Annotated in this window: 21 protein-coding genes; 15 read left to right on the top strand and 6 right to left on the bottom strand. The window is 69.2% G+C overall.

Translation table 11 applies throughout. The features are described from left to right. Positions 1 to 47: 47 nt before the first annotated feature. The 3 genes from AC1MED_RS02655 to pyrE all read right to left on the bottom strand — a co-directional run bounded on the left by AC1MED_RS02655 (position 48) and on the right by pyrE (position 2,165). The gene (locus tag AC1MED_RS02655) at positions 48 to 599 is read right to left on the bottom strand and encodes a hypothetical protein (protein ID WP_346958588.1); all 552 of its coding nucleotides are present in this window, start codon (positions 597 to 599) and stop codon (positions 48 to 50) included. Positions 600 to 706: 107 nt separating this feature from the next. After that, on the bottom strand, positions 707 to 1,474 hold the full coding sequence (locus AC1MED_RS02650) for a GAF and ANTAR domain-containing protein (protein ID WP_346958587.1): 768 nt from the start codon (positions 1,472 to 1,474) through the stop codon (positions 707 to 709). A 106-nt stretch (positions 1,475 to 1,580) separates the two neighbouring features. After that, a complete protein-coding gene (gene pyrE, locus AC1MED_RS02645) occupies positions 1,581 to 2,165 on the bottom strand; it encodes an orotate phosphoribosyltransferase (protein ID WP_346958586.1) in 585 nt (194 codons plus the stop codon). A gap of 135 nt (positions 2,166 to 2,300) precedes the next feature. Between pyrE and acsA the strand changes: the two genes are divergently transcribed. The 5 genes from acsA to AC1MED_RS02620 are packed head-to-tail and all read left to right on the top strand — an operon-like array spanning position 2,301 to position 7,826. After that, positions 2,301 to 4,196 carry an acetate--CoA ligase gene (acsA, locus tag AC1MED_RS02640; RefSeq protein WP_479785306.1) on the top strand — a complete coding sequence of 632 codons (1,896 nt, stop codon included), beginning with the start codon at positions 2,301 to 2,303 and terminating at the stop codon, positions 4,194 to 4,196. Positions 4,197 to 4,204: 8 nt separating this feature from the next. Beyond that, positions 4,205 to 5,212, top strand: coding sequence for a pyruvate dehydrogenase (acetyl-transferring) E1 component subunit alpha (gene pdhA, locus AC1MED_RS02635; RefSeq protein ID WP_479785305.1), 1,008 nt, complete (start codon positions 4,205 to 4,207; stop codon positions 5,210 to 5,212). After that, a complete protein-coding gene (locus AC1MED_RS02630) occupies positions 5,209 to 6,189 on the top strand; it encodes an alpha-ketoacid dehydrogenase subunit beta (RefSeq protein ID WP_479785304.1) in 981 nt (326 codons plus the stop codon). Before pdhA ends, AC1MED_RS02630 begins: the two co-directional genes overlap by 4 nt. Further along, on the top strand, positions 6,182 to 7,570 hold the full coding sequence (locus tag AC1MED_RS02625) for a dihydrolipoamide acetyltransferase family protein (RefSeq protein ID WP_479785303.1): 1,389 nt from the start codon (positions 6,182 to 6,184) through the stop codon (positions 7,568 to 7,570). Before AC1MED_RS02630 ends, AC1MED_RS02625 begins: the two co-directional genes overlap by 8 nt. A 13-nt stretch (positions 7,571 to 7,583) precedes the next feature. Further along, positions 7,584 to 7,826, top strand: coding sequence for an acyl carrier protein (locus AC1MED_RS02620; protein ID WP_479785302.1), 243 nt, complete (start codon positions 7,584 to 7,586; stop codon positions 7,824 to 7,826). Between the two features lie 32 nt (positions 7,827 to 7,858). Here AC1MED_RS02620 and AC1MED_RS02615 read toward each other — a convergent pair whose 3' ends face one another. Beyond that, positions 7,859 to 9,112 (bottom strand): FAD-dependent oxidoreductase, encoded by a 1,254-nt coding sequence (locus AC1MED_RS02615; protein ID WP_479785301.1) that lies wholly within the window; start codon positions 9,110 to 9,112, stop codon positions 7,859 to 7,861. A 215-nt stretch (positions 9,113 to 9,327) separates the two neighbouring features. Between AC1MED_RS02615 and nadE the strand changes: the two genes are divergently transcribed. Then, on the top strand, positions 9,328 to 10,152 hold the full coding sequence (gene nadE, locus AC1MED_RS02610; RefSeq protein WP_479785300.1) for an ammonia-dependent NAD(+) synthetase: 825 nt from the start codon (positions 9,328 to 9,330) through the stop codon (positions 10,150 to 10,152). Positions 10,153 to 10,188: 36 nt separating this feature from the next. On the opposite strand, the gene AC1MED_RS02605 is transcribed toward nadE, so the two are convergent. Beyond that, on the bottom strand, positions 10,189 to 11,154 hold the full coding sequence (locus tag AC1MED_RS02605) for a plastocyanin/azurin family copper-binding protein (protein ID WP_479785299.1): 966 nt from the start codon (positions 11,152 to 11,154) through the stop codon (positions 10,189 to 10,191). Positions 11,155 to 11,456: 302 nt separating this feature from the next. Continuing rightward, the gene (locus AC1MED_RS02600; protein WP_346958578.1) at positions 11,457 to 12,230 is read right to left on the bottom strand and encodes an IclR family transcriptional regulator; all 774 of its coding nucleotides are present in this window, start codon (positions 12,228 to 12,230) and stop codon (positions 11,457 to 11,459) included. 230 nt (positions 12,231 to 12,460) lie between these two features. Between AC1MED_RS02600 and AC1MED_RS02595 the strand changes: the two genes are divergently transcribed. The 9 genes from AC1MED_RS02595 to AC1MED_RS02555 all read left to right on the top strand — a co-directional run bounded on the left by AC1MED_RS02595 (position 12,461) and on the right by AC1MED_RS02555 (position 20,378). Continuing rightward, positions 12,461 to 13,195 (top strand): CoA transferase subunit A, encoded by a 735-nt coding sequence (locus tag AC1MED_RS02595; protein WP_479785298.1) that lies wholly within the window; start codon positions 12,461 to 12,463, stop codon positions 13,193 to 13,195. Between the two features lie 42 nt (positions 13,196 to 13,237). Next, positions 13,238 to 13,939 (top strand): CoA transferase subunit B, encoded by a 702-nt coding sequence (locus tag AC1MED_RS02590; protein ID WP_479785297.1) that lies wholly within the window; start codon positions 13,238 to 13,240, stop codon positions 13,937 to 13,939. Beyond that, on the top strand, positions 13,936 to 15,120 hold the full coding sequence (locus tag AC1MED_RS02585) for an acetyl-CoA acetyltransferase (RefSeq protein ID WP_479785296.1): 1,185 nt from the start codon (positions 13,936 to 13,938) through the stop codon (positions 15,118 to 15,120). Before AC1MED_RS02590 ends, AC1MED_RS02585 begins: the two co-directional genes overlap by 4 nt. Next, on the top strand, positions 15,107 to 15,343 hold the full coding sequence (locus AC1MED_RS02580) for a hypothetical protein (protein WP_346958574.1): 237 nt from the start codon (positions 15,107 to 15,109) through the stop codon (positions 15,341 to 15,343). The genes AC1MED_RS02585 and AC1MED_RS02580 overlap by 14 nt, the downstream gene beginning before the upstream one ends. Next, a complete protein-coding gene (locus AC1MED_RS02575; protein ID WP_479785295.1) occupies positions 15,336 to 15,992 on the top strand; it encodes an RsbRD N-terminal domain-containing protein in 657 nt (218 codons plus the stop codon). The genes AC1MED_RS02580 and AC1MED_RS02575 overlap by 8 nt, the downstream gene beginning before the upstream one ends. Continuing rightward, positions 15,959 to 16,495: a PucR family transcriptional regulator gene (locus AC1MED_RS02570; RefSeq protein WP_479785294.1), complete on the top strand. Its 537-nt coding sequence runs from the start codon at positions 15,959 to 15,961 to the stop codon at positions 16,493 to 16,495. The genes AC1MED_RS02575 and AC1MED_RS02570 overlap by 34 nt, the downstream gene beginning before the upstream one ends. A 169-nt stretch (positions 16,496 to 16,664) precedes the next feature. Continuing rightward, on the top strand, positions 16,665 to 17,966 hold the full coding sequence (locus AC1MED_RS02565) for an MFS transporter (protein ID WP_479785293.1): 1,302 nt from the start codon (positions 16,665 to 16,667) through the stop codon (positions 17,964 to 17,966). Next, on the top strand, positions 17,963 to 19,564 hold the full coding sequence (locus tag AC1MED_RS02560) for a class I adenylate-forming enzyme family protein (RefSeq protein WP_479785292.1): 1,602 nt from the start codon (positions 17,963 to 17,965) through the stop codon (positions 19,562 to 19,564). The genes AC1MED_RS02565 and AC1MED_RS02560 overlap by 4 nt, the downstream gene beginning before the upstream one ends. Before the next feature lie 10 nt (positions 19,565 to 19,574). Further along, positions 19,575 to 20,378: an SDR family NAD(P)-dependent oxidoreductase gene (locus AC1MED_RS02555; RefSeq protein WP_479785291.1), complete on the top strand. Its 804-nt coding sequence runs from the start codon at positions 19,575 to 19,577 to the stop codon at positions 20,376 to 20,378. Position 20,379 lies beyond the last annotated feature (1 nt).

Below are 20,379 nucleotides of genomic sequence, written 5' to 3'. Positions count from 1 at the left end.
AAAACGCAGGGTGGATCCCCGCTCCGGCGGCCGCGCCGGGCCCGGACTCAGGCGGGTTCGGGCTCGCGCCCGGCTTCGCGCCGGCTGAGTTCCAGGCTGATGTCCTCGTACCGGGCCAGCAGTTCCGAGGGCGCACCGGTGGCGGGATCGTCGAGCTTGCCGAAGACGCAGTCGCTGGCAGCCAGCAGTTCGTCGTCGGAGTAGCGGGCCAGCGTCCGGGTGCCGGACGGGTTGATGGAGGCGGTGAAGTCACCGGAGAGGTCCAGCGGCTGGAACACCTTGCCGAAGTCATCGCCGAACATCTGCAGTTCCAGCGATACTCCGGCCGCGACGGTCAGGGCGCCGGCCACATCCAACTGGCTGAACCGGCCGTCAATGGCGTTCAAGTCGTTGCGCAGGCCCGCCAGGGCCGCTGATTCGACGAACTCGGCGTGGCCGAGGTCCACCCGGATATGGGAGCTGATGCCCATGCGGCGGATGCGCTGGATCAGCTGGATCAGGGCCGGGCGGGAAGTTTGGCTGAGGCGCCCCCGGACATCAATCCGGATGACATCTGAAGCGACGTCGAGCTTGACCTGGGCGTTAAGAGAGTGGTCCATAGGTACTCCAAAGAAAGTGTCTATGGCCGACGGCTCAACCTCACTCAGCGTATCTGCACGATGTAAAGGGCACAAGTCCCCTATTTTTGCCGCTCGTTCACCGGCCCTTATCCGGTGGCCTGCCGTCCGGGCTCCTGGAAGTGGGTCCGCGTGGCGGAGCCGCCGACCGACTCCACCAGCGAGGTGGCGATGTCGCGCAGCTTGACGTTGCCGTTGCTTGACGCGTCCATGAGGATCCGCACCGCCGTCTCCTGGCTGCAGCGGTTCTGGGCCATCACAATCCCGATGGCCATGTCGATGACTGTGCGCGATTCCAGCGTGGCCCGCAGGTTCGTGGCGCTGTCCGTGTGCAGCGAAAAGCGCACGGCCATCCGCAGGGCCTGGGAGATCTGCCGGGTGAAGTCACGCGCACGCGCCGCGACGTCGCCGTCGAATTTGTGCGGCGCGTCCGAATACAGGTTCAGGGCTGCCTGGGCTTCGCCCTGGAGGTGGAACGGCACCGACAGCACCGAGCGCAGCCCGTGGGAGGCCACGGCGGTGGCGTAGTCCGGTCCCCAGCGGTCTTCCTCGAACAGGTCCGGGACGTAGACCTCGCGTTCCTCCTGCGCCGCCGTCAGGCACGGCCCCTGCGCCAGCCGGTACTGGATTTCGTCCACTTCGCGGGCCGAGTCGCTGCTCCAGCCGATGGTGGCGGCCTTCCGGTCCCGCAGCAGGGTGATGCCGCAGAGCGCGTCGTCGCCCTCACCGGCCACCTGGTGCGCGGAGAAGCGCGCGAGTTCGTTAAGGAACTCTTCGAAGTCGGTGCTGTCGAGGATCAGGTTCTGGACCTGGTCAACGGTATTGACGGATGCAGGGGATTCCTGGGGCGGGAGCATAGCGCGTTTCTCCAACTACGGGTACGAATGTACCGACTGGGGGTATGTCAAAAGGATAGGTCACCCCTATAGCACCGTCCACACGTGTCCGCCGCCGGTGAAATGCCTAGTTCAGGCCGAGTTCATCCTTTCCGAAGGCGAACAGGTAGGGGACGCCGGCCTCGGCTTCGATCTTTTCCTTGGCGCCCGTGTCGCGGTCCACAATCACGGCGACGGCGACGACGTTGCCGCCGGCCCGGCGCACGCCCTCGACGGCGGTGAGCGCGGAGCCGCCCGTGGTGGAGGTGTCCTCCAGGACCAGGACCTTGCGGCCTTCGACCGAGGGGCCCTCAACCTGGCGGCCCATGCCGTAGGACTTCTGCGCCTTGCGGACCACGAAGGCGTCCACCGGACGGCCGGCGTCGACGGCGGCGTGCATCACGGCGGTGCCCACCGGGTCCGCCCCCATGGTCAGTCCGCCGGCGCACTCAAAGTCGATCCCGGCGTCGTCCATCAGCGACAGCATGACCTGGCCGACCAGCTTGGAGGCCTCGTGGTGCAGGGTGATGCGGCGCAGGTCGATATAGTAGTCGGCTTCGGCGCCGCTGGAGAGGATGACCTTGCCGCGGACGACGGCCAGCTCCTTGATCAGTTCCAGGAGGCGGGCACGGGCGGCAGCAGCGTCGGCTGCAAAGTCACTGGTGGCAGTCATGGGACCCAGTTTAGTGGCTGGCCGCGGCCCGAATCCCAGTCCGGACCGCAGATGTCGGGGCGGGCCGCACGCCACGGCGCGTGCACGGGACTTACGGCACTGGCAGCCGGCGCGGGGCGGGCGTCCGATGTAAGCATGACGGCAGGAACCGAACCTTCCACCCGCTGGCCGGCGATCCCCAAGGACCCGGGCAGCTTCCGGGTCCGGCCCAACCTGCTGGATTATGACGCAAGCTGCGCGGCCTTTTCATGGGAGGATGCCCGCCGGGAACTGTCCGGACTGCCCGGGGGCCGGGGCCTGAACATCGCCTTCGAGGCCGCGGACCGGCATGCGGCCGGCGGACGCGGCGGCCGGGAGGCGCTGCGGTTCATCCGCGCCGACGGGACCAGCCATGCGCTCACCTACGGGCAGCTGGCCGAGCAAAGCAGCCGGTTCGCCGCGGTGTTGCGCAGCCTCGGCGTCGGGCGCGGCGAGCGCGTCTTCTCGCTCAGCGGCCGCACCCCCTCCCTCTACATCGCGATGCTCGGCACATTCAAGAACGCGAGCGTGTTCTGCCCGCTGTTCTCGGCATTCGGGCCGGAGCCCGTGCGGCAGCGGCTGAAGCTGGGCTCCGGGCGGGTGCTCATCACCACCCGCGCGCTGTACCGGCGGAAGGTGGCGCAGCTGCGCGGTTCGCTGCCGGAGCTGCGGCATGTGCTGCTGACCGACGCCGGCGGCGTCGCGGAGCCGGGCACCCTGGACCTGGAAGAGCTGATGCAGGCAGCCCCCACGGACGCGGAGATCGCGGCGACCGGGCCCGAGGACATGGCCCTGCTGCACTTCACCTCCGGCACCACCGGCACGCCCAAGGGCGCCATCCACGTGCACGACGCCGTCACCGCCCACCACGCGACCGGCACCTTCGCGCTGGACCTGCATCCGGACGATGTCTACTGGTGCACGGCCGATCCCGGCTGGGTGACCGGGACGTCCTACGGTGTCCTCGCCCCGCTCAGCCACGGCGTGACGAGCATTGTGGACGAGGAGGAAATGGACGCGGACCGCTGGTACCGGATCCTCGCCGAGCAGCACGTCACGGTCTGGTACACCGCGCCGACCGCGCTGCGGATGCTGATGAAGGCCGGGGCGGAGCGGGCCGCCGGGCACGACCTGTCAGCCCTGCGCTTTGTGGCCAGCGTCGGCGAGCCGCTCAACCCGGAGGTGGTGGTGTGGGGCAAGGAAGCCTTCGGCCAGCCGGTGCATGACAACTGGTGGCAGACCGAAACCGGCGGCATCATGATCTCGAACTTCGCGGCCACCGAGATCCGGCCGGGTTCCATGGGCCGGCCGCTGCCCGGCATCGAGGCTGCCTTGGTGGCCCGGGACGCGCAGGACAAGCCGGTAGTCCGCGACGGGCGGGCGGTACTGGTCACCGAGCCGGACACCATGGGCGAACTGGCCCTCCGGCCCGGCTGGCCCTCGATGTTCCGTGGCTACCTGCACGAGGACGAGCGCTACCGCCGGTGCTTCGTGGGCGGCTGGTACCTCACCGGCGACCTCGCCAAGCGCGACGCCGACGGCTACTACTGGTTCGTCGGCCGCGGCGACGACGTAATCAAGTCCTCGGGGCACCTGATCGGCCCGTTCGAGGTGGAGAGCTCCCTGATGGAGCACGAGGCCGTCGCCGAGGCCGGCGTCATCGGCGTCCCGGACCCGGTCGCCGGCGAGGTGGTCAAGGCCTTTGTGGAGCTGCGCCCCGGCTGGGAGCCGTCCGAGCAGCTGCAGCTGGACATCATCGGATTCGCCCGCAAACGGCTGGGCCCCGCCGTCGCGCCCCGGCTGCTGGACTTCACCACGGCGTTGCCAAAAACCCGCAGCGGGAAGATCCTCCGCCGCCTGCTCAAGGCCCGCGAACTGGGGCTGCCGGAGGGCGACACGTCCACCATCGAGTCCCCGCAGGGGGCGGTGCCCGAAGGCACTGCGCCGGGCTCAGCACCGGGCTGGGCGGTGCCCGGCAGCCAGCCGGGAGTAGCGCCGGAGGGCCCGCAGTGACCGGGCCCATGGCGGCGCCCGCCGGCCCGCTGGATGCCGCGCACGGCCGGCACCTGCTGCTGCAGATGCTGCGCGTGCGCCGGTTCGAGGAGAAGTGCGTCGAGCTCTACAGCGCCGCCAAAATCCGCGGCTTCCTACACGTCTACATCGGCGAGGAGGCCGTGGCGGCCGGGGTGCTGGAGGCCCTGTCGCCGGAGGACGCCGTCGTCGCCACCTACCGGGAACACGGCCACGCGCTGCTGCGCGGCGTGTCCGCGGGGTCGATCCTGGCCGAGATGTACGGCTGTGTGGAGGGCTGCTGCCGGGGACGCGGCGGTTCCATGCACCTCTTCGACGCCGCCACCCGCTTCTACGGCGGGAACGCGATCGTCGCCGGGGGCCTGCCGCTCGCCGTCGGGCTGGCGCTCGCGGACAAGATGGCCGGGCGTTCCCGGGTCACCGTGTGCTTTTTCGGTGAGGGCGCCGTCGCGGAAGGCGAGTTCCACGAAAGCCTTAACCTGGCCGCGCTCTGGCAGCTGCCGGTGCTGTTCTGCTGCGAAAACAACCTCTACGCGATGGGCACGGCGCTGGGCCGCTCCGAGTCGCAGACGGACATCGCGCTGAAGGCCGCCGGGTACGAGATCGCCGCGTGGGCCGTGGACGGGATGGACGTGCTGGCCGTGGAGGAGACCACCCGGCGCGCGGTCGACGCGGTCCGGGCCGGCGGCGGCCCGCACTTCCTGGAACTGCGCACCTACCGTTTCCGGGCGCACTCGATGTTCGACCCGGAGCGGTACCGGGAGAAGGCCGAGGTGGCCCGGTGGCTGGAACGGGATCCGATCGCGCTGCTGCGCTCGGCGATGGAGTCCGCCGGCCAGCTCACCGGGGAACAGTGGCAGCAGCTGCAGTCCGACGCCGAGGCGGAAGTCGCGGCCGGCGTCGAGTTCGCGGACGCCGGCACGCCCGAGCCGCTCGAGGACCTCACGCGCTTCGTGTACAGCGAGCCCGGCGCCTGGCCGGAAGTGCGCGGATCATGAAATCCAGCTACCGGGAGGCGCTCCGGGCCGGGATCCGCGACGCGCTGCAACGCGACGAGCGGGTGTTCCTGATGGGCGAGGATGTGGGGGCCTACGGCGGATCCTTCGCCGTGAGCCTGGGCCTGCTGGAGGAATTCGGGCCGGAACGGATCCGCGACACCCCGCTGTCCGAGTCCGGCTTCGTCGGCGCCGGAATCGGCGCCGCGCTGGGCGGGATGCGCCCCATCGTGGAGATCATGACCGTCAACTTCAGCCTGCTCGCCCTGGACCAGATCGTGAACAACGCCGCGTCCCTGCTGCACATGTCCGGCGGCCAGTTCCACGTCCCGCTCGTGATCCGGATGACCACCGGCGCCGGCCGACAGCTCGGCGCCCAGCACTCGCACAGCCTGGAGGGCTGGTACGCGCACATCCCCGGCCTGCGGATCCTCACCCCGGCCACCCTCGAAGATGCCCGCGGAATGCTCTGGACCGCGCTTCAGGACCCTGATCCGGTGCTGATCTTCGAGCACGGCTCGCTGTACAACGTCCCGGGCGAGCTCGCCGACGACGCCGGCGCGGTGGACATCACCAGTGCCGCCATCCGGCGCCCGGGCACCGACGTCTCGCTCATCACCTACGGCGGGACGCTTCCGCTCACACTTGAGGCCGCGGCGCAGCTTGCCGCCGACGGCGTCGACGCCGAGGTGCTGGACCTGCGCACCCTGCGCCCGCTCGACGACGCCGCGATCCTCGCCTCCGTGGCCAGGACGCACTGCGCCGTGGTGGTCGATGAGGGCTGGCGCAGCGGCAGCATTTCGGCCGAAATCAGCGCCCGGATCAGCGAACACGCGTTCTTCGAGCTGGACGCACCGGTGGGCCGGGTCTGCAGCGCGGAGGTGCCGATCCCCTACTCCAAGCACCTTGAACTCGCCGCACTGCCCTCCGTGGAACGGGTGGTCGCGGCGGCGCGGGAGGCGGCAGGGACGCGTGGCTGATTTCCTGATGCCCTCGCTCGGGGCGGACATGGAGCACGGCAAGATCGTCGAATGGCTGGTCAAGCCGGGCGACTACGTCCGCCGCGGGGACCTGGTGGCCGTGGTGGACACGGACAAGACGGTGATGGATGTCGAGTCCTTCCAGGAGGGTGTGGTCGCGGACCTGCTGGTGGAGATCGGCGAAACCGTGCCGGTGGGGACGCCGCTGGCCCGGATCACGCAGACCCCGGCCGAGGTCGGGGTTCCGGTCCCGGAGGCGCCGCCGCGGCCCGTGGCCGCGACGCCCACCCCTCCCCCGGCAGCGCCGCCGATCGCGCCGCCGGTCCGGCACCTCGCGCACCGGCTCGGCGTGGACACCGGACGGATCCACGGCACCGGCAAGCACGGAGCCATCACCCGCGCCGACGTGGAACACGCGGTGGCCGCCCGGCCGGCGGCTGCAGGGCGGGTGCGGTCCTCGCCGCGGGCCAGGCGGCTCGCTGCCGAGCTCGGCGTCGAGCTTTCCGCAGTTCCGGGTACCGGGCCGGAGGGCGCCGTGACCGTGGAGGACGTCCAGCGCGCCGCGGCCCGCCCGCCGGCCGGTCCCCCTGAGGCTGAGGCGGCGGTCGGAGTGCCTCCCGCGGCACCGCCGGCGGTTCCGGCGGCAGAAGCCCCGGCTGCGGCGGAACCGGCGACTGCGGCCCCGACGTCAGGACCGGCGTCGGAGGCGCGCGACCGGGTGGCCTCGCTGCGCCGGGCCATTGGCGCGCTGATGTCGCGCTCCAAGCAGACCATCCCGCACTATTACCTGAGCACCACCCTGGACCTGCGCGCCGCCGTCGGCTGGATGCAGACCGTCAACGCGCAGCGGCCCGTGGCATCCCGGCTGGTGCCCTCCGCCCTGCTGCTCAAGGCTGCGGCGCTCGCCGCCAAGGACGTCCCGGAGGTCAACGGCTTCTACGTGGACGGCGTGTACCGGCCCAGCGCCGCGGTGCATCTGGGCGTGGCGGTGGCCCTGCGCCAGGGCGGCCTGGTGGCGCCGGCGATCCACGACGCCGACACCCTGCCACTCGATGAGCTGATGGAACAGCTGCGCGACTTAGTGGGCCGTGCCCGGGCCGGTCGGCTGCAGCGCGCCGAGATGGCAGACCCCACCATCACCGTGACGAACCTCGGCGACCTCGGGGTGGACAGTGTCTACGGCGTGATCTATCCGCCGCAGGTGGCCATGCTGGGCTTCGGCCGCGTGCTGGAGCAACCCTGGGCGGAGAACGGGATGCTGGGCGTCCGGTCCGCCGCGATCGCCACCCTGTCCGCGGACCACCGGGTCAGCGACGGGCTGCGCGGCGGCCGCTTCCTGGCCCGGATCGAAGAGCTGCTGCAAAAACCGGACGAACTGTAGAGACGGAGACGCCATGAACGAACAGGATGCCCGGGCCGCGGTCCGTGCCGCGCTGGGCAAGGTCGCACCCGAGGTGGAGCTGGACGACGTCGACGGCGATGCGCGGCTCCGGCAGGACCTCGAGTTGGACTCGCTGGATTTCCTGCGGCTCGTGGAGACCATCGACGAGGGCGCCGGTGTGGACATCCCGGAGCGGGACTATCCCGCGGTCGCCACGGTCGACGGCCTGATCAGCTACCTCGCCGCGCACGGCTGATCTGCATCCGCTGCCCCGTCCTCCCGTCGAGGTCAGGGGTGCGGCTGCGGCCGGGCCTCGGCACGGCGCGCGAACGCGGGGGCGTGTTCCGGGCGGGGTCCGAAGCCAATGAGTCTGGGAATGATCCTGCGGAGCGCCGGAACGCGCCGGACCAGGAAGAGGGCCGCGGCGGGAAACGTGGCGCGTCTGCCGGCCATGATCGGGCCGAAGACGGCGCGGTGCATGAGCCGTTGGCCGGTCTGCACGATCACGGTGGGGAGCCGCCGTCGTCGTTCCACGCGTCTGAGATCCGCCGCCGTGACCCTGCCCCGGAGCAGCGCCGGGGCCAGGAGCTCCGCCGCCGCCACGGCATCCTGGATGGCGAGGTTGATGCCGACGCCGCCGGCCGGGGACATTGCGTGCGCGGCGTCGCCGATGCAGAGCAGGCCGTTGATGTGCCAGGACTGCAACCGGTCCAGGCGGACGTCGAGCCAGTGCAGGTCGGCGAGGGAACGGATCGCGTCCACCCGGTCCGCGAGATCCGGCCGAAGCCCGGCGATCCGGCGCCGGAACGCTTCGATGCCCTCCGCGCGGATCCTGGCGTCGGTGCCCTTCGGGGCAAGGTAGCCCATCTGGTAGTAGTCGGTGCGGGACAGTGCCACCAGCGCCTCGCCCGGGCCGAAGGCCGGCACCAGCCCGGCCACCTCGCCGGCTTCGGCGGGATACTTGGGCAGCCGGAACCACCAGGTGTCGAACGGCACCGGAAACTCTTTGGGCGCCAGCCCGACGGCGGCCCGGAGAACCGAATGGCGGCCGTCCGTGGCAACCACCAGGTTGGCCCGGAGCTCGTCCGGTGTGCCGTCCGGGGCGCGGAACCGGACCCCGCGGACGCGGCCCCCGTCGCGGACCAGCCCGGTAGCCGTGTGGCTCATCAGCAGCGTGAACCCCGGCTCCTCGGCAGCGGCGGCGGCCAGGAAGTTCAGGAAATCCCACTGCGGCATCATGGCGATGTAGTTGTACGGCGGCCGCAGGGAATCAAAGTCGCCCATGGTCACCGGCGGCCCGCCCGGGACCGGGAACACGACGCTCCGCAGCCGGCTTTGCGGCAGCCGGCGGAACTCCTCGCCGAGGCCGAGCTCGTCGATCAGCCGGATGGTGGACGGGTGCACCGTGTCGCCGCGGAAGTCACGCAGGAAGTCCGCGTGCTTTTCCAGGACCGTCACCTGCACGCCGGCCCGGGCCAGCAGCAGGCCCAGCATCATTCCGGCCGGACCGCCGCCGACCACCACGCATCCCGTCGTCTTCATGGCCATACGCTACGCCTGCCACCGGTGCCGCGGGAGGGGTTTTCGCGGCGGTTCCGGTCACGGGCGGCGGTTCCGGACCGGGGCGCCCGGGATCCGCGTAGCGCTGGTCCGGATGAGCAGCGGCGGTCCGGGAACGCGGCGGAAGCCAGCGCCGGAGCCGCGCCTCGCCGGGCAACAGTTGAGCCGCATTGACACGGCTGGCTAGGCTGTGAGGCATGCGTGAACTCCAGGCGAAGATCATTGAAGAAATGGGCGTGCAGCCCCGGATCGACCCCGCCGGGGAGGTGCGCAAACGCGTCACCTTCCTCAAGGACTACCTCAAGGCCAGCCACACCAAGGGCTTCGTCCTGGGCATTTCCGGCGGCCTCGATTCCTCGCTGGCCGGGCGGCTGGCGCAGCTGGCGGTCGAGGAGCTCGACGCCGAGGGCGTGGAGGCGAATTTCGTGGCCGTGCGGCTGCCCTACGGCGTGCAGCACGACGAGGACGACGCGCAGGCGGCCCTGGACTTCGTGCGGGCCAAGACGGAATGGACCTTCAACATCTCGGCCGCGGTGGATGGCTTCGAGGACGAATTCGAGAAGACCGTGGGCAACGGCATCTCCGATTTCCACAAGGGCAACACCAAGGCCCGCACCCGGATGATCGCGCAGTACGCCCTGGCCGGGGAACACAACTACCTGGTGATCGGCACCGACCACGGCGCTGAATCCGTCACGGGGTTCTTCACCAAGTACGGCGACGGCGGTGCGGACATCCTGCCGCTCTTCGGCTTGAACAAGCGCCAGAACCGGGCCCTTCTCGCCGAACTCGGCGCCCCGGCGCGCATTTGGGAGAAGGTCCCGACGGCGGACCTGCTGGACCACAAGCCCGGCCGCACCGACGAGGAAGAACTCGGCCTGAGCTACGACACCATCGATGACTACCTTGAAGGCCGGGACGTCCCCGACGCCGCGGCCGAGCTGATCGAGCAGAAATACCTGCGGACCCGGCACAAGCGCACCGTTCCGGTCACCATCTTCGACACCTGGTGGAAGCAGTAACACGTCCGCAGGTGTTCCTGCCGGACCAGCGCCCGGCTACCTCCTGACTTCCACGGTGCCCACCATGCCCATGAAGTCATGCAGGCCGCAGATGTAATCAAACTCGCCGGCTTTGGTGAAGGTCACGGTGAACTTGCTGTGCGGGGGCATGATTCCCGAGTTGAGGTCTCCGCCGGCAAATTTGGCCGGATTACCTCGGGGGACGAAGACGTTCGCGGGTTCCTTGCCGAAGGTGACGGTATGCGGAGCGCCCATACCGTTGTTGACGAATGTCACTTTCTCGCCCACACGGATTTCGACCTTCTGCCGGACGAAGCGCATCACCATTGACGTTCCGTTATCCGTTCCCGCGATCACGGTGTGTTCGTCCGCCTGGTCCCGGGCCTCTTCCCAGGCCTGGCGACCGTCCCGCAGGATGGCCCGTTCCTGCTTCTGGGCCTGGCGGTCGTACTGGGACTGGCTGTACGGGTAGTCGGTTCCGGCTGCCCGGACGTGGACCACTCCTTTCATCGCCGCGCCATGGACCAGGCAGTAATAGGTGAAGTTGCCCCTGTGAGGGAACGCCAGGGTGTACTTCTCGACTTGCTTGAAGCCACTGTCGGACACGTTCGTCATGACGCCGGAGTTGTAATACGAGTGCCCGTCGTAGCTTTTCCCGCCCCGCTGGAAGATGTTCTGCGGCAACGACGGGTTGAAGGGCTGGGTGGACCTCAGGGACTGGCCCTTGGCCAGGAACGTCACGGTGTGGATCTCCGCGGAGTTCGCCTCCCACGTGACCTTGTCGCCCGCATTGATGTAAATGTTCGCGGGCAGGAAGGCCATACCTTGGATGGCTTGACTTGAGGATTCGGATCCGACCTGGACGGTCCACGTCGTAGGCGAGTCGTCGTCGTCGGTGGCGGCGGCGCCGCTGACCGCCACTGGCAACAGCAGGGCGGCGGTGAAAGCGATGAGAAGGCGCAGCAAGCGCGGCGCGTGGTGGGGTTCTGCTGGGAGAGTCATGAGACTCATTCCTTGATAGCGGGGCTGACAGGGGGACAGCCGGGGAACCGGCTCGTCGGGTGCGCCGGCACCGCCTTGGGCGACACCGGTTCGCTCCGGCCTGGACTGCGTCCGCCGCGCTCTTCTCCTGCTCCCAGTCCCCCAGCATCAAGGCGGGGAAGTAGTTTGTGGGCCAGACGCGCCACCCGGACTAGGTAATGGGCGCTGTCCAAAGCGCATGCAGCTGCGGCTGCAATTTCCATCGTGCTCCGGGCCTGCCGGTTTGTCGAGAGGAGGGCGGCGCTGCGGCCCTCGCTGCCCGTTTAGGTGCCCTGAAGCTGCAGCGAGATCCGGTGCGCCTCGTCCATCAGCAGGCGGCCCAGGTGTTCCCGGCGGTCTTCGCGGAAACGCGGTTCAATCCCGGTCAGGGACAGCGCCCAGGCAGGCCTGCCCCGCTGGTCGAAGACGGCGGCGCCCATCCCCCAGCTGCCTTCCAGCACCAGGCCCGGGTTAACCGAATAACCCGCCTGCCGGGTCGCCTCCAGATTCGCCCGGACCACTTCCTCGCTGTGGGCAGCGGCAAAGCTCCCGGCATGGGCGGCCCAGCCGGCCAGCAGCGCCTCCTGCTCCGCTGCCGGCAGGAACGCCATGATGGCGGTGCCGGCGGAGGCGACGCCCAGCGGAAAGCGGACGCCCTCATGCAGCACAAAGGATCGCACCGGAAAGCTGCCCTCCTCCCGGAGCAGGCACACCGTCTCTGCGCCGCGCCGGATCGAGAAGAAGGCGCTCTCTCCGGTTTCCTCGGCCAGCCGGCGCAGGCTGGGACGGGCAATGTCCTCCAGCGGGAAGCGCGCCGAGGCCACCGACCCCATCAGCAGGATCTCCGGACCCAGCACCCAGTTGCCGCTCTGCGGGTCCTGGTCCAGCAGCCCCTCGGCCGCCAGGGAGGTCAGCAGCCGGTGGGCGGTGGGCCGGGTGAGCCCGGATTCGCGGACCAGCTCCACCAGCGGGGACCCCTCCGGCTTCCGGCCAACGATCCGCAGCAGGGCCGCGGCACGGCTAACCACCTGCGCTCCCTGAACGGGGACTGGGTTCATCTTTTTCCTCGCGATCCCTCAGAATATCCGTCAAAACATCCACATTGTGGACAGCTCTAAGCCTAGCGTCCACACTGTAAAAAGGCACCGCATGAAGCGTAATTCCAGCGTTGACAGTGCTCCACGCCACACCATAGGCTCCTTCCTCAGGCGAACAGTCCACAACGTGGATCACGGCGGCGGCGCCAGGCCCGGCCGCCGCTGACAACAGGCTCAATGAGGAGATGCAAATGTCAAAGGTGAAATCCGGCGCGGCCTCCGCGCTGCAGGACGTGCTGCGGGACGGCATGACGCTGGCGGTCGGCGGCTTCGGCCTCAGCGGCATCCCGGCGGACCTGATCGAGGCCGTCCGCGATTCCGGCGTCAAGGACCTGACCGTGGTCTCCAACAACATGGGCGTGGACGGCAAGGGCCTCGGCGTGCTCATCGAGGCGGGCCAGGTCCGCAAGGTCATCGCCTCCTACGTGGGCGAAAACAAGCTCTTCGCCGAGCAGTACCTCGCCGGCAAGCTGGAGGTCGAGTTCACCCCGCAGGGCACCCTCGCCGAGCGCCTCCGCGCCGGCGGCGCCGGGATCCCGGCCTTCTACACCAAGACCGGCGTCGGCACCCTCGTCGCCGAAGGCAAGCCGCTGGCGGAGTTCGACGGCGAAACGTACGTCCAGGAACGTGCCATCAAGGCCGATGTCTCCCTGGTCCACGCGCACACCGCCGACACCGACGGAAACCTGATCTACCGCTACACCGCGCAGAACTTCAACCCGGTGGTCGCCACGGCCGGCACCGTCACCGTCGCGGAGGCCGAGGTGATCGTGGAACCCGGCGAGCTCGACCCGAACCACATCGTCACCCCCGGCGTCTTCGTCCAGCGCCTGGTCCAGGCCAGCGACCGGGTCAAGGACATCGAACAGCGCACCGTCCGGCCCCGAGCCGAAGCGGCCGACGCCGCCTCCGCCGTCACCGTCTAATCCGGCCTGAGCGCCGCCACCCCCACTTTCAGGAGAATCATCATGGCTTGGACCCGGAATGAAATGGCCGCCATCGCGGCGGAAGAACTTAACGACGGCGATTACGTCAACCTTGGCATCGGCATCCCCACGCTGGTCGCCAACAACCTGCGCGAGGGCGTCCGGGTGGTGCTGCAGAGCGAGAACGGCCTGCTCGGCATGGGCCCGTTCCCCTACGAGGGCGAGGAAGACGCTGACCTGATCAACGCCGGCAAGCAGACCGTCACCGTCCTGCCCGGCGGAAGCATCTTCGACTCGGCCACCTCCTTCGGCATGATCCGCGGCGGCCACGTCAAGGTCGCCATCCTGGGCGCCATGCAGGTCTCCGGCGCCGGCGACCTGGCCAACTGGACCATCCCCGGCAAGATGGTCAAGGGCATGGGCGGCGCCATGGACCTCGTCGCCGGCACCCCGCGCGTTGTGGTCCTCACCGAACACAACGCCAAGGACGGCACCGCCAAGATCGTTAAGGAATGCACCCTGCCGCTCACCGGGCTGAGCTGCGTGGACCGCATCATCAGCGACCTGGCGGTGTTTGACCTGGAAAAGGTCGACGGCGGCCGCCGCCTCACGCTCACCAGGCTCGCCCCCGGCGTCACCGTGGCGGAGATCCGCGAAAAGACCGAGGCGGAGTTCGACGTCGACCCCTCCCTCGACGGAACCCCCGACCACGACGCCAGCAGCCTGGAAGGAGCCACGGCATGAGCCTCAAGGACCAGTTCGGCAAGGATGTCCTGCTCACCGGCTGGGGCCACAGCCGCTTCGGCAAGCTCACGGAGGAGACCCTCGAGTCCCTGATCGTCCAGGTGGCCAGCGAGGCGATCGGCAACGCGGGGATCGAACCCGGCCAGATCGACGAGATCTACCTGGGCCAGTTCAACTCCGGGATGATGCCGCTGGCCTTCCCGTCCTCCCTGGCGCTGCAGGTTTCCGAGCAACTGGCCAACGTGCCGTCCACGCGCGTCGAGAACGCGTGCGCGTCCGGCTCGGCCGCGTTCCAGCAGGGCACCAAGTCGCTGCTGGCCGGCACCGCCAAGACGGTCCTGGTGATCGGCGCCGAGAAAATGACGCAGGCCGGGGCCGACGTCGTGGGCGCGGCCCTGCTCGGCGCGGACTACGACATGGCCGGCAAGCCCTCCAGCACCGGCTTCACCGGCCTCTTCGCCGAGGTGGCCAAGCACTACGAGAAGCGCTATGGGCCGGTGTCGGACGTCCTGGGCACGATCGCGGCGAAGAACCACCGCAACGGCGTGGACAACCCCTACGCGCAGCTCCGCAAGGACCTCGGCGAGGCGTTCTGCCAGACGGTCTCGGAGAAGAATCCGATGGTCGCCGACCCGCTGCGCCGCACCGACTGTTCGCCCGTCTCCGACGGCGCCGCCGCCGTCGTGCTGAGCGTTGCCCCCACCGGCGGTGCCACCGCGCCGGTGCGGCTCGCCGGCTTCGGCCAGGCCAACGACTTCTTCCCGACCGATCGCCGCGACCCCACCGCCTTCGCCGCGACCCGCGCGTCCTGGCAGCGGGCCCTGGCCATGGCCGGCGTCGGGCTGGAGGACCTGGACTTCGCCGAGGTACACGACTGCTTCACGATCGCCGAACTGCTGATGTACGAGGTCATGGGCCTGACCGAGCCGGGCCAGGGCGCCCGCGCGGTCAAGGAAGGCTGGGTCTTCAAAGACGGCAAGCTGCCGGTCAACGTCTCCGGCGGACTCAAGGCCAAGGGCCACCCGGTCGGGGCCACCGGCGTCTCGCAGCACGTCATCGCGGCCATGCAGCTCACCGGCACCGCCGGGGACATGCAGCTGGCCGACCCGCGCCGCGCCGCGGTGCAGAACATGGGCGGCGTGGGCATTGCGAACTACGTCAGCGTGCTTGAAGCCGTCTGACGCGCCGCCCGCGGACATGGTGCAGGCCACCAACTGGCTTGGCCTGGCGGCCGGCGCACCCGTACTGGTGCGCCGGCCCGGCCGCGTCCCCGCCCCCGCGACGGTGGAACTCGCGACCCCGGACGGAAAGATCCTCTGGGTCAGGTACTGGACCTCGGCCGAGCGCGCCATGCTTCACAAGGCCGACGGCACCCAAGTGTGGTGCGGGGCGAATCTTGGCTGAGAAGACCAGCATTGAAGACGTTGCTGACCTGCTCTTCCGCGACCTGCAGTTCCTGAAGGCTGGCAGCGTGGAGCGCTGCGTCACCGAGGTGGCCGGCTACCGGGGCGTGGCCGAGGCGGACATCAGCTCCTCCGTGGAACAGAATCTGCGGATGGCCATCCAGGCCGTGAAATCCGGGACCGTGCCGGAGTCGTCGCAGCTCGCCCTCGAAGCCAGGGTGGCGCAGGTGCGGTTCCACCAGGGCCTGCGGATCGATGACGTGCTGCGCGGCTACCGCCTGTCCATGGCCGTGATCCAGGACCGGTTCCTCGACATCGCCCAGGAGCTCCGGCTCGGCGACCGGGAGGTCCTCGCCGCGCACCGGGTGCTCTGGGGCGTCAGCGATTCCTACACCGCCGCGCTGGTGCACTCCTACCGCGAGAGCAGCGTGCAGCAGGCCGTGCGCGACCACGAACGGCGCCAGGCCTACCTGCGCGCGGTGCTGGCCGGGGCCCTCGCCGGCGCGGAACTGGTGTCCCGCTCCGCCGACTTCGCATCGATCCGCGGCGCGAATTCCGCGCCCTGCGCGCACGCCCCCGGGCTGGAACGTCTCCGGACGAGCTGCTCGGCGAGCTGGTGGCGCCGCTGCGCAGCGGCGACGGGGTCCTGACGGTCCAATCCGGCGACGTCGTCGGTTTCCTCGCCGCCAAGCCCCCGGCCGGCCGCGCCTCGGCGACCATTGCCGTCGGTCCCCCGCGCCCGCTCACCGCCCTGGCCCAGTCCGACGCCGTCGCAGACCGTGTCTTCGCTGCCGCCTGGCGGCGGCTGGACGGCGGGTCGTTTTGCCTGGAGGACCTGACCTGGCGCACCGCGGCCAGCGATCTGGACGTCACCGCGGTGCTGCGCCGGCGTTACCTGGCGCCGTTCGCCGACGACGCCGAATTCGGCCGGATCGTGCTGGACTCGGTGCAGTCCTACCTGGCCCACGACCGTCGGATTTCCGCCGCCGCGAGGGCCTTGTCCGTGCACGAGAACACGCTGCGCTACCGGCTGCAGAAGTTCGAGCAGCTCACCGGCTCCCGGCTCGACGCGACCGGGACGCTTGTGGAACTCTGCTGGGCGTTCGAGGGCTGCCAGGACGGGACCGCCGCCCCCGGCGACAGGCCGTTGTAGGAATCCACAACCGCCCCCCGAATCCCTTTGAGGTGGCTCCATGTCCGGGGCTGCAGCGCCTCCGTAACGTGGTCTGCATCACAGCCGGACGAACTGCTGACCCTGTGCCCTGCCGGGCCCGGACGGTGCGGCACCCTCGTCCGGACCCATCGGATCTGGGAGTCACCGGATGAGCGTCATCACCGCAGCACCACCTGTCAGCAGGAGCCGCCAACTCGCGGCGGCCACCGTCGGCAACATCGTCGAGTGGTTCGACTGGTACGTCTATTCCATGCTGGCGCTGTACTTCTCCAGCCAGTTCTTCCCCAAGACCGGCGACCCCGTGGTCCCGCTGCTCAGCGCCATGGCGATCTTCGCCGTCGGCTTCTTCATGCGGCCGCTCGGCGGCCTGCTGGGCGGCATGGTGGCGGACCGTATGGGACGGAAGAAGGCGCTCACCGCGACCGTCATGCTGATGGGCGTCGGCAGCCTGTTGGTGGCCGTGGCGCCCACCTACGACCAGGTCGGCGTGCTCTCCCCGATCCTGCTGGTCCTGGCCCGGCTTCTGCAGGGCCTGTCCACCGGCGGCGAATTCGCGGCCTCCTCGACCTTCCTGGTCGAATCGGCTCCGGAGGGCCGCCGCGGCTTCTTCTCCAGCTTCCTCTACATCGGCGCGACGCTCGGAAACGTGGTGGCGATCGCGTCGGTGGCGACGCTCGTGGCCGTGCTGCCGGACGACGCCATGCACGAGTGGGGGTGGCGCGTACCGTTCGCCATCGGCACGCTCGGAGCCGTGGCCGGCCTGTTCATCCGCCGCTTCGCGGAAGAAACGCTGGCGGTCAACGACGACGCCGACCCGTCACTCCCGGCCGGGACCAAGGCCGCCCGGCCCTCGGCCTTCGAATTCATGCGCACCCACCCCAAGGAATGCCTGCTCGTGTTCGGCATCAACGCCGCACCCACCCTGTTCTTCTACGTCTTCTCCTCCTACCTGCCCACCTACGCGCACATCACCGTGGGCTTCGACATGAAGAATGCGCTCTTCGTCGGCCTGATCTCGCTGAGCTACTTCGCGATCCTGCAGCCGCTGATGGGCATCCTCTCGGACCGGATCGGCCGCAAGCCGCTGCTGCTGGCATTCGGTGGCGGCTTCACGGTGCTGACCATCCCGCTGCTCAACATGCTGCAGAACAGCTTTTTGTCCCTGCTGCTGGTGCAGATGGCAGCCCTGACGCTGCTCGCCTGCTATACCTCCATCACTTCCGCCGTGATGTGTGAGCTCTTCCCTGCCCGCATCCGGGCCGCCGGCATCGGCCTTCCCTACGCCCTGGGCGTGGCGTTGGTCGGTGGCACCGGGCCGTACGTGGCCACCTGGCTGGCCGACGCCAAGATGATCGACGCCTTCGGCTGGTACCTGACCATCCTCGCGGCGATCACCACGGCCGTCTTCCTGCGCCTCAAGGAGAGCTACCGGACGGGGCTGCCCCAGTGAGCGTGATCGGATTTTTTGACCGCGGCTGGAGCTGCAACCCGAACGGCGTGGCCTACGTGCAGGAACACAACGCCTTCACGTTCACCGAGGCCGGCGAACTGTCCTGCCGGATCGCCAACGCCTTGCTGGACTCCGGCCTCTCCCCCGACGCCAAGGTCGCGGTGCTCTCTCCAAACGACCCGCTCGCCTGGATCTGCGTGCTCGGTATCTGGCGGGCCGGACTGACCTGGATCCCAGCCAACCCGGCAAGCCCGACGGTTGAAACGGCGCACCTGCTAGCCGGCTTCGACGCCGAACTGGTGATCTTCCATGCCGACCTCGATGAGGCGGCCCGGCAGCTCCAGAACCGACTGCCCAGCGTCCGTCAGTGGATCCGCTTCGGGCCCGACGCCGGTGCGGAGGCCGCCGAAGTCGCCGCCCAGGTGGCCGGACCGGCGCCAGGGACAACCGCCTTTACCCAGTGGATCGCAGCCCAGCCGGCGACCAAGCCCGCCGTCGACGCGTCACCGGAGGACGTGCTCTCACTGGCCCCCACCGGCGGCACGACGGGCTTGCCGAAGGGCGTGATGAACACCAACCGGAGCCTGTCCGCCTTCGTGGCGCACCTGATGATGGCGGCTCACTACGGCTCGGAGGATGCCGTGGTGAACCTCGCCGCCGCGCCCATGACGCACACCGCGGGCCTGCTGAGCCTGGCCGCCACGGCCCGCGGCGGGACCGTGGTGGTCCTGCCCAAAGCGAGCCCGCACGCGGTCCTCGACGCGATCGAAAAGTACGCAGTGACAGACCTGTTCCTGCCTCCCACCGTGATCTACCGGCTCCTGGAGGTACTCAAGGACCACCCGCGGGACCTCTCCTCACTGCATTACCTGATCTACGGCGCTGCCCCGATGTCGGTCGAGAAGCTGCGCCAGGCGCTGACCTCGATCGGCCCGGTGATGATGGAGCTCTACGGACAGATGGAAGCCCCGGCGTCGGTGACCTTCCTGCGCCCGGACGAGCACTTCGTGGGCGGCGCGATCGCCCCGGACTCCCGGCTCTCCTCCTGCGGACGGCCGTATCCGCTGGTCCAGGTCGAAATCCGCGACGACGACGGCCGGGCCGTTCCGGCCGGGACGCCCGGCGAGATCTGTGTCCGCGGCGACCTGGTCATGAAGGGCTACTACAAGAACCCGGAACAGACGGCGCAGGCGCTGCGGGACGGCTGGCTGCACACCGGCGACATCGGAGTCTTCGACGAGGAGGGCTACCTGCACCTGACCGACCGGCGGCGGGACCTGATCATCTCCGGCGGTTTCAACGTCTACCCGAGCGAAGTGGAGCAGGTGATCTGGAGCCACCCGGCCGTGCGCGACTGCGCGGTGGTCGGCTCCCCGCACCCGGACTGGGGCGAGGCAGTGACCGCCGTCGTCGAACTGAACGAGGGCTGCACCGTCACGGAAGCGGAAGTCATCGCCCTGTGCAAGCAGGAGCTGGGGAGCATCCGGGCGCCGAAAGCCGTGCACCTGGTCCCCGCGCTGCCGCGCAGCGTCAACGGCAAAGTCCTGAAGAAGACCATCCGCGAAACCTTTTGGCGCAACGAGAAATCCAAGATCTAGGAGAACACTGATGACGAAGAGACTGCAGGGAAAGATCGCCTTGGTGGTGGGGGCCGGTTCCAGCGCCCCGGGAATGGGCAACGGCAAGGCCACGGCCATCGCATTTGCCCGCGAGGGCGCCACGGTGGTGTGCGCGGACGTCAACGAGGCGGCAGCCAAGGAGACGGAGCGACTGATCCTGGCCGAGGGCGGCCAGGCGCGGCATCTCGCCTTCGATGTGACGGACTCCGGTGCGGTGGGGCGCGCCGTCGCGTCCGTCATCGACGAGTTCGGCCGGATCGACGTCCTCGACAACAACGTCGGCATCGCCAAGGTGGGCGGCGTGGTGGAACTGGACGAGGCCGAATGGGACCGGGTCCATGCCATCAACTTAAAGGGCCCGTTCCTGACCATGAAGCATGTTATTCCGCACATGGTTGCCCAGGGCGGCGGCTCCATCATCAATATTTCGTCGCTGGCGAGTATCCGCTGGACCGGGGTGCCCTATTCCACCTATTACTCCTCCAAGGCGGCGCTGAACCACCTGACCCGCACGACGGCGGCGGAGTACGCTGCAAAGCACGTCCGGATCAACGCCATCCTGCCGGGCCTGATGGAAACCCCGTTTGTCACGGAGTCCGCCGAACTGGCCGGCGCCTACGCGGAGGGGAAGCGCGAGGAAATGCTGAAGAAGCGGCATGCCCAGGTGCCGATGGGGCACATGGGCACGGCCTGGGACGTCGCGAACGCGGCGCTCTTCCTGGCCAGCGACGAATCCGCCTACATCACCGGCATCGAACTGCGGGTCGACGGCGGCATTTCGCTGGGCTTCTAGG

The sequence above is a fragment of the Arthrobacter sp. BI5 genome, from assembly GCF_056680065.1.
Note: the sequence above shows the minus strand (reverse complement) of the source record. Positions and strands in the feature narration are given on the sequence as shown.

Coding starts and splice junctions, on each gene's coding strand:
- AC1MED_RS02555 (WP_479785291.1), top strand. CDS start 19,575: ATGACGAAGAGACTGCAGGGAAAGATCGCCTTGGTGGTGGGGGCCGGT.
- AC1MED_RS02620 (WP_479785302.1), top strand. CDS start 7,584: ATGAACGAACAGGATGCCCGGGCCGCGGTCCGTGCCGCGCTGGGCAAG.
- AC1MED_RS02585 (WP_479785296.1), top strand. CDS start 13,936: ATGAGCCTCAAGGACCAGTTCGGCAAGGATGTCCTGCTCACCGGCTGG.
- pdhA (WP_479785305.1), top strand. CDS start 4,205: ATGGCGGCGCCCGCCGGCCCGCTGGATGCCGCGCACGGCCGGCACCTG.
- pyrE (WP_346958586.1), bottom strand. CDS start 2,165: ATGACTGCCACCAGTGACTTTGCAGCCGACGCTGCTGCCGCCCGTGCC.
- AC1MED_RS02630 (WP_479785304.1), top strand. CDS start 5,209: ATGAAATCCAGCTACCGGGAGGCGCTCCGGGCCGGGATCCGCGACGCG.
- AC1MED_RS02600 (WP_346958578.1), bottom strand. CDS start 12,230: ATGAACCCAGTCCCCGTTCAGGGAGCGCAGGTGGTTAGCCGTGCCGCG.
- AC1MED_RS02590 (WP_479785297.1), top strand. CDS start 13,238: ATGGCTTGGACCCGGAATGAAATGGCCGCCATCGCGGCGGAAGAACTT.
- AC1MED_RS02615 (WP_479785301.1), bottom strand. CDS start 9,112: ATGAAGACGACGGGATGCGTGGTGGTCGGCGGCGGTCCGGCCGGAATG.
- nadE (WP_479785300.1), top strand. CDS start 9,328: ATGCGTGAACTCCAGGCGAAGATCATTGAAGAAATGGGCGTGCAGCCC.
- AC1MED_RS02595 (WP_479785298.1), top strand. CDS start 12,461: ATGTCAAAGGTGAAATCCGGCGCGGCCTCCGCGCTGCAGGACGTGCTG.
- AC1MED_RS02655 (WP_346958588.1), bottom strand. CDS start 599: ATGGACCACTCTCTTAACGCCCAGGTCAAGCTCGACGTCGCTTCAGAT.
- acsA (WP_479785306.1), top strand. CDS start 2,301: ATGACGGCAGGAACCGAACCTTCCACCCGCTGGCCGGCGATCCCCAAG.
- AC1MED_RS02650 (WP_346958587.1), bottom strand. CDS start 1,474: ATGCTCCCGCCCCAGGAATCCCCTGCATCCGTCAATACCGTTGACCAG.
- AC1MED_RS02605 (WP_479785299.1), bottom strand. CDS start 11,154: ATGACTCTCCCAGCAGAACCCCACCACGCGCCGCGCTTGCTGCGCCTT.
- AC1MED_RS02565 (WP_479785293.1), top strand. CDS start 16,665: ATGAGCGTCATCACCGCAGCACCACCTGTCAGCAGGAGCCGCCAACTC.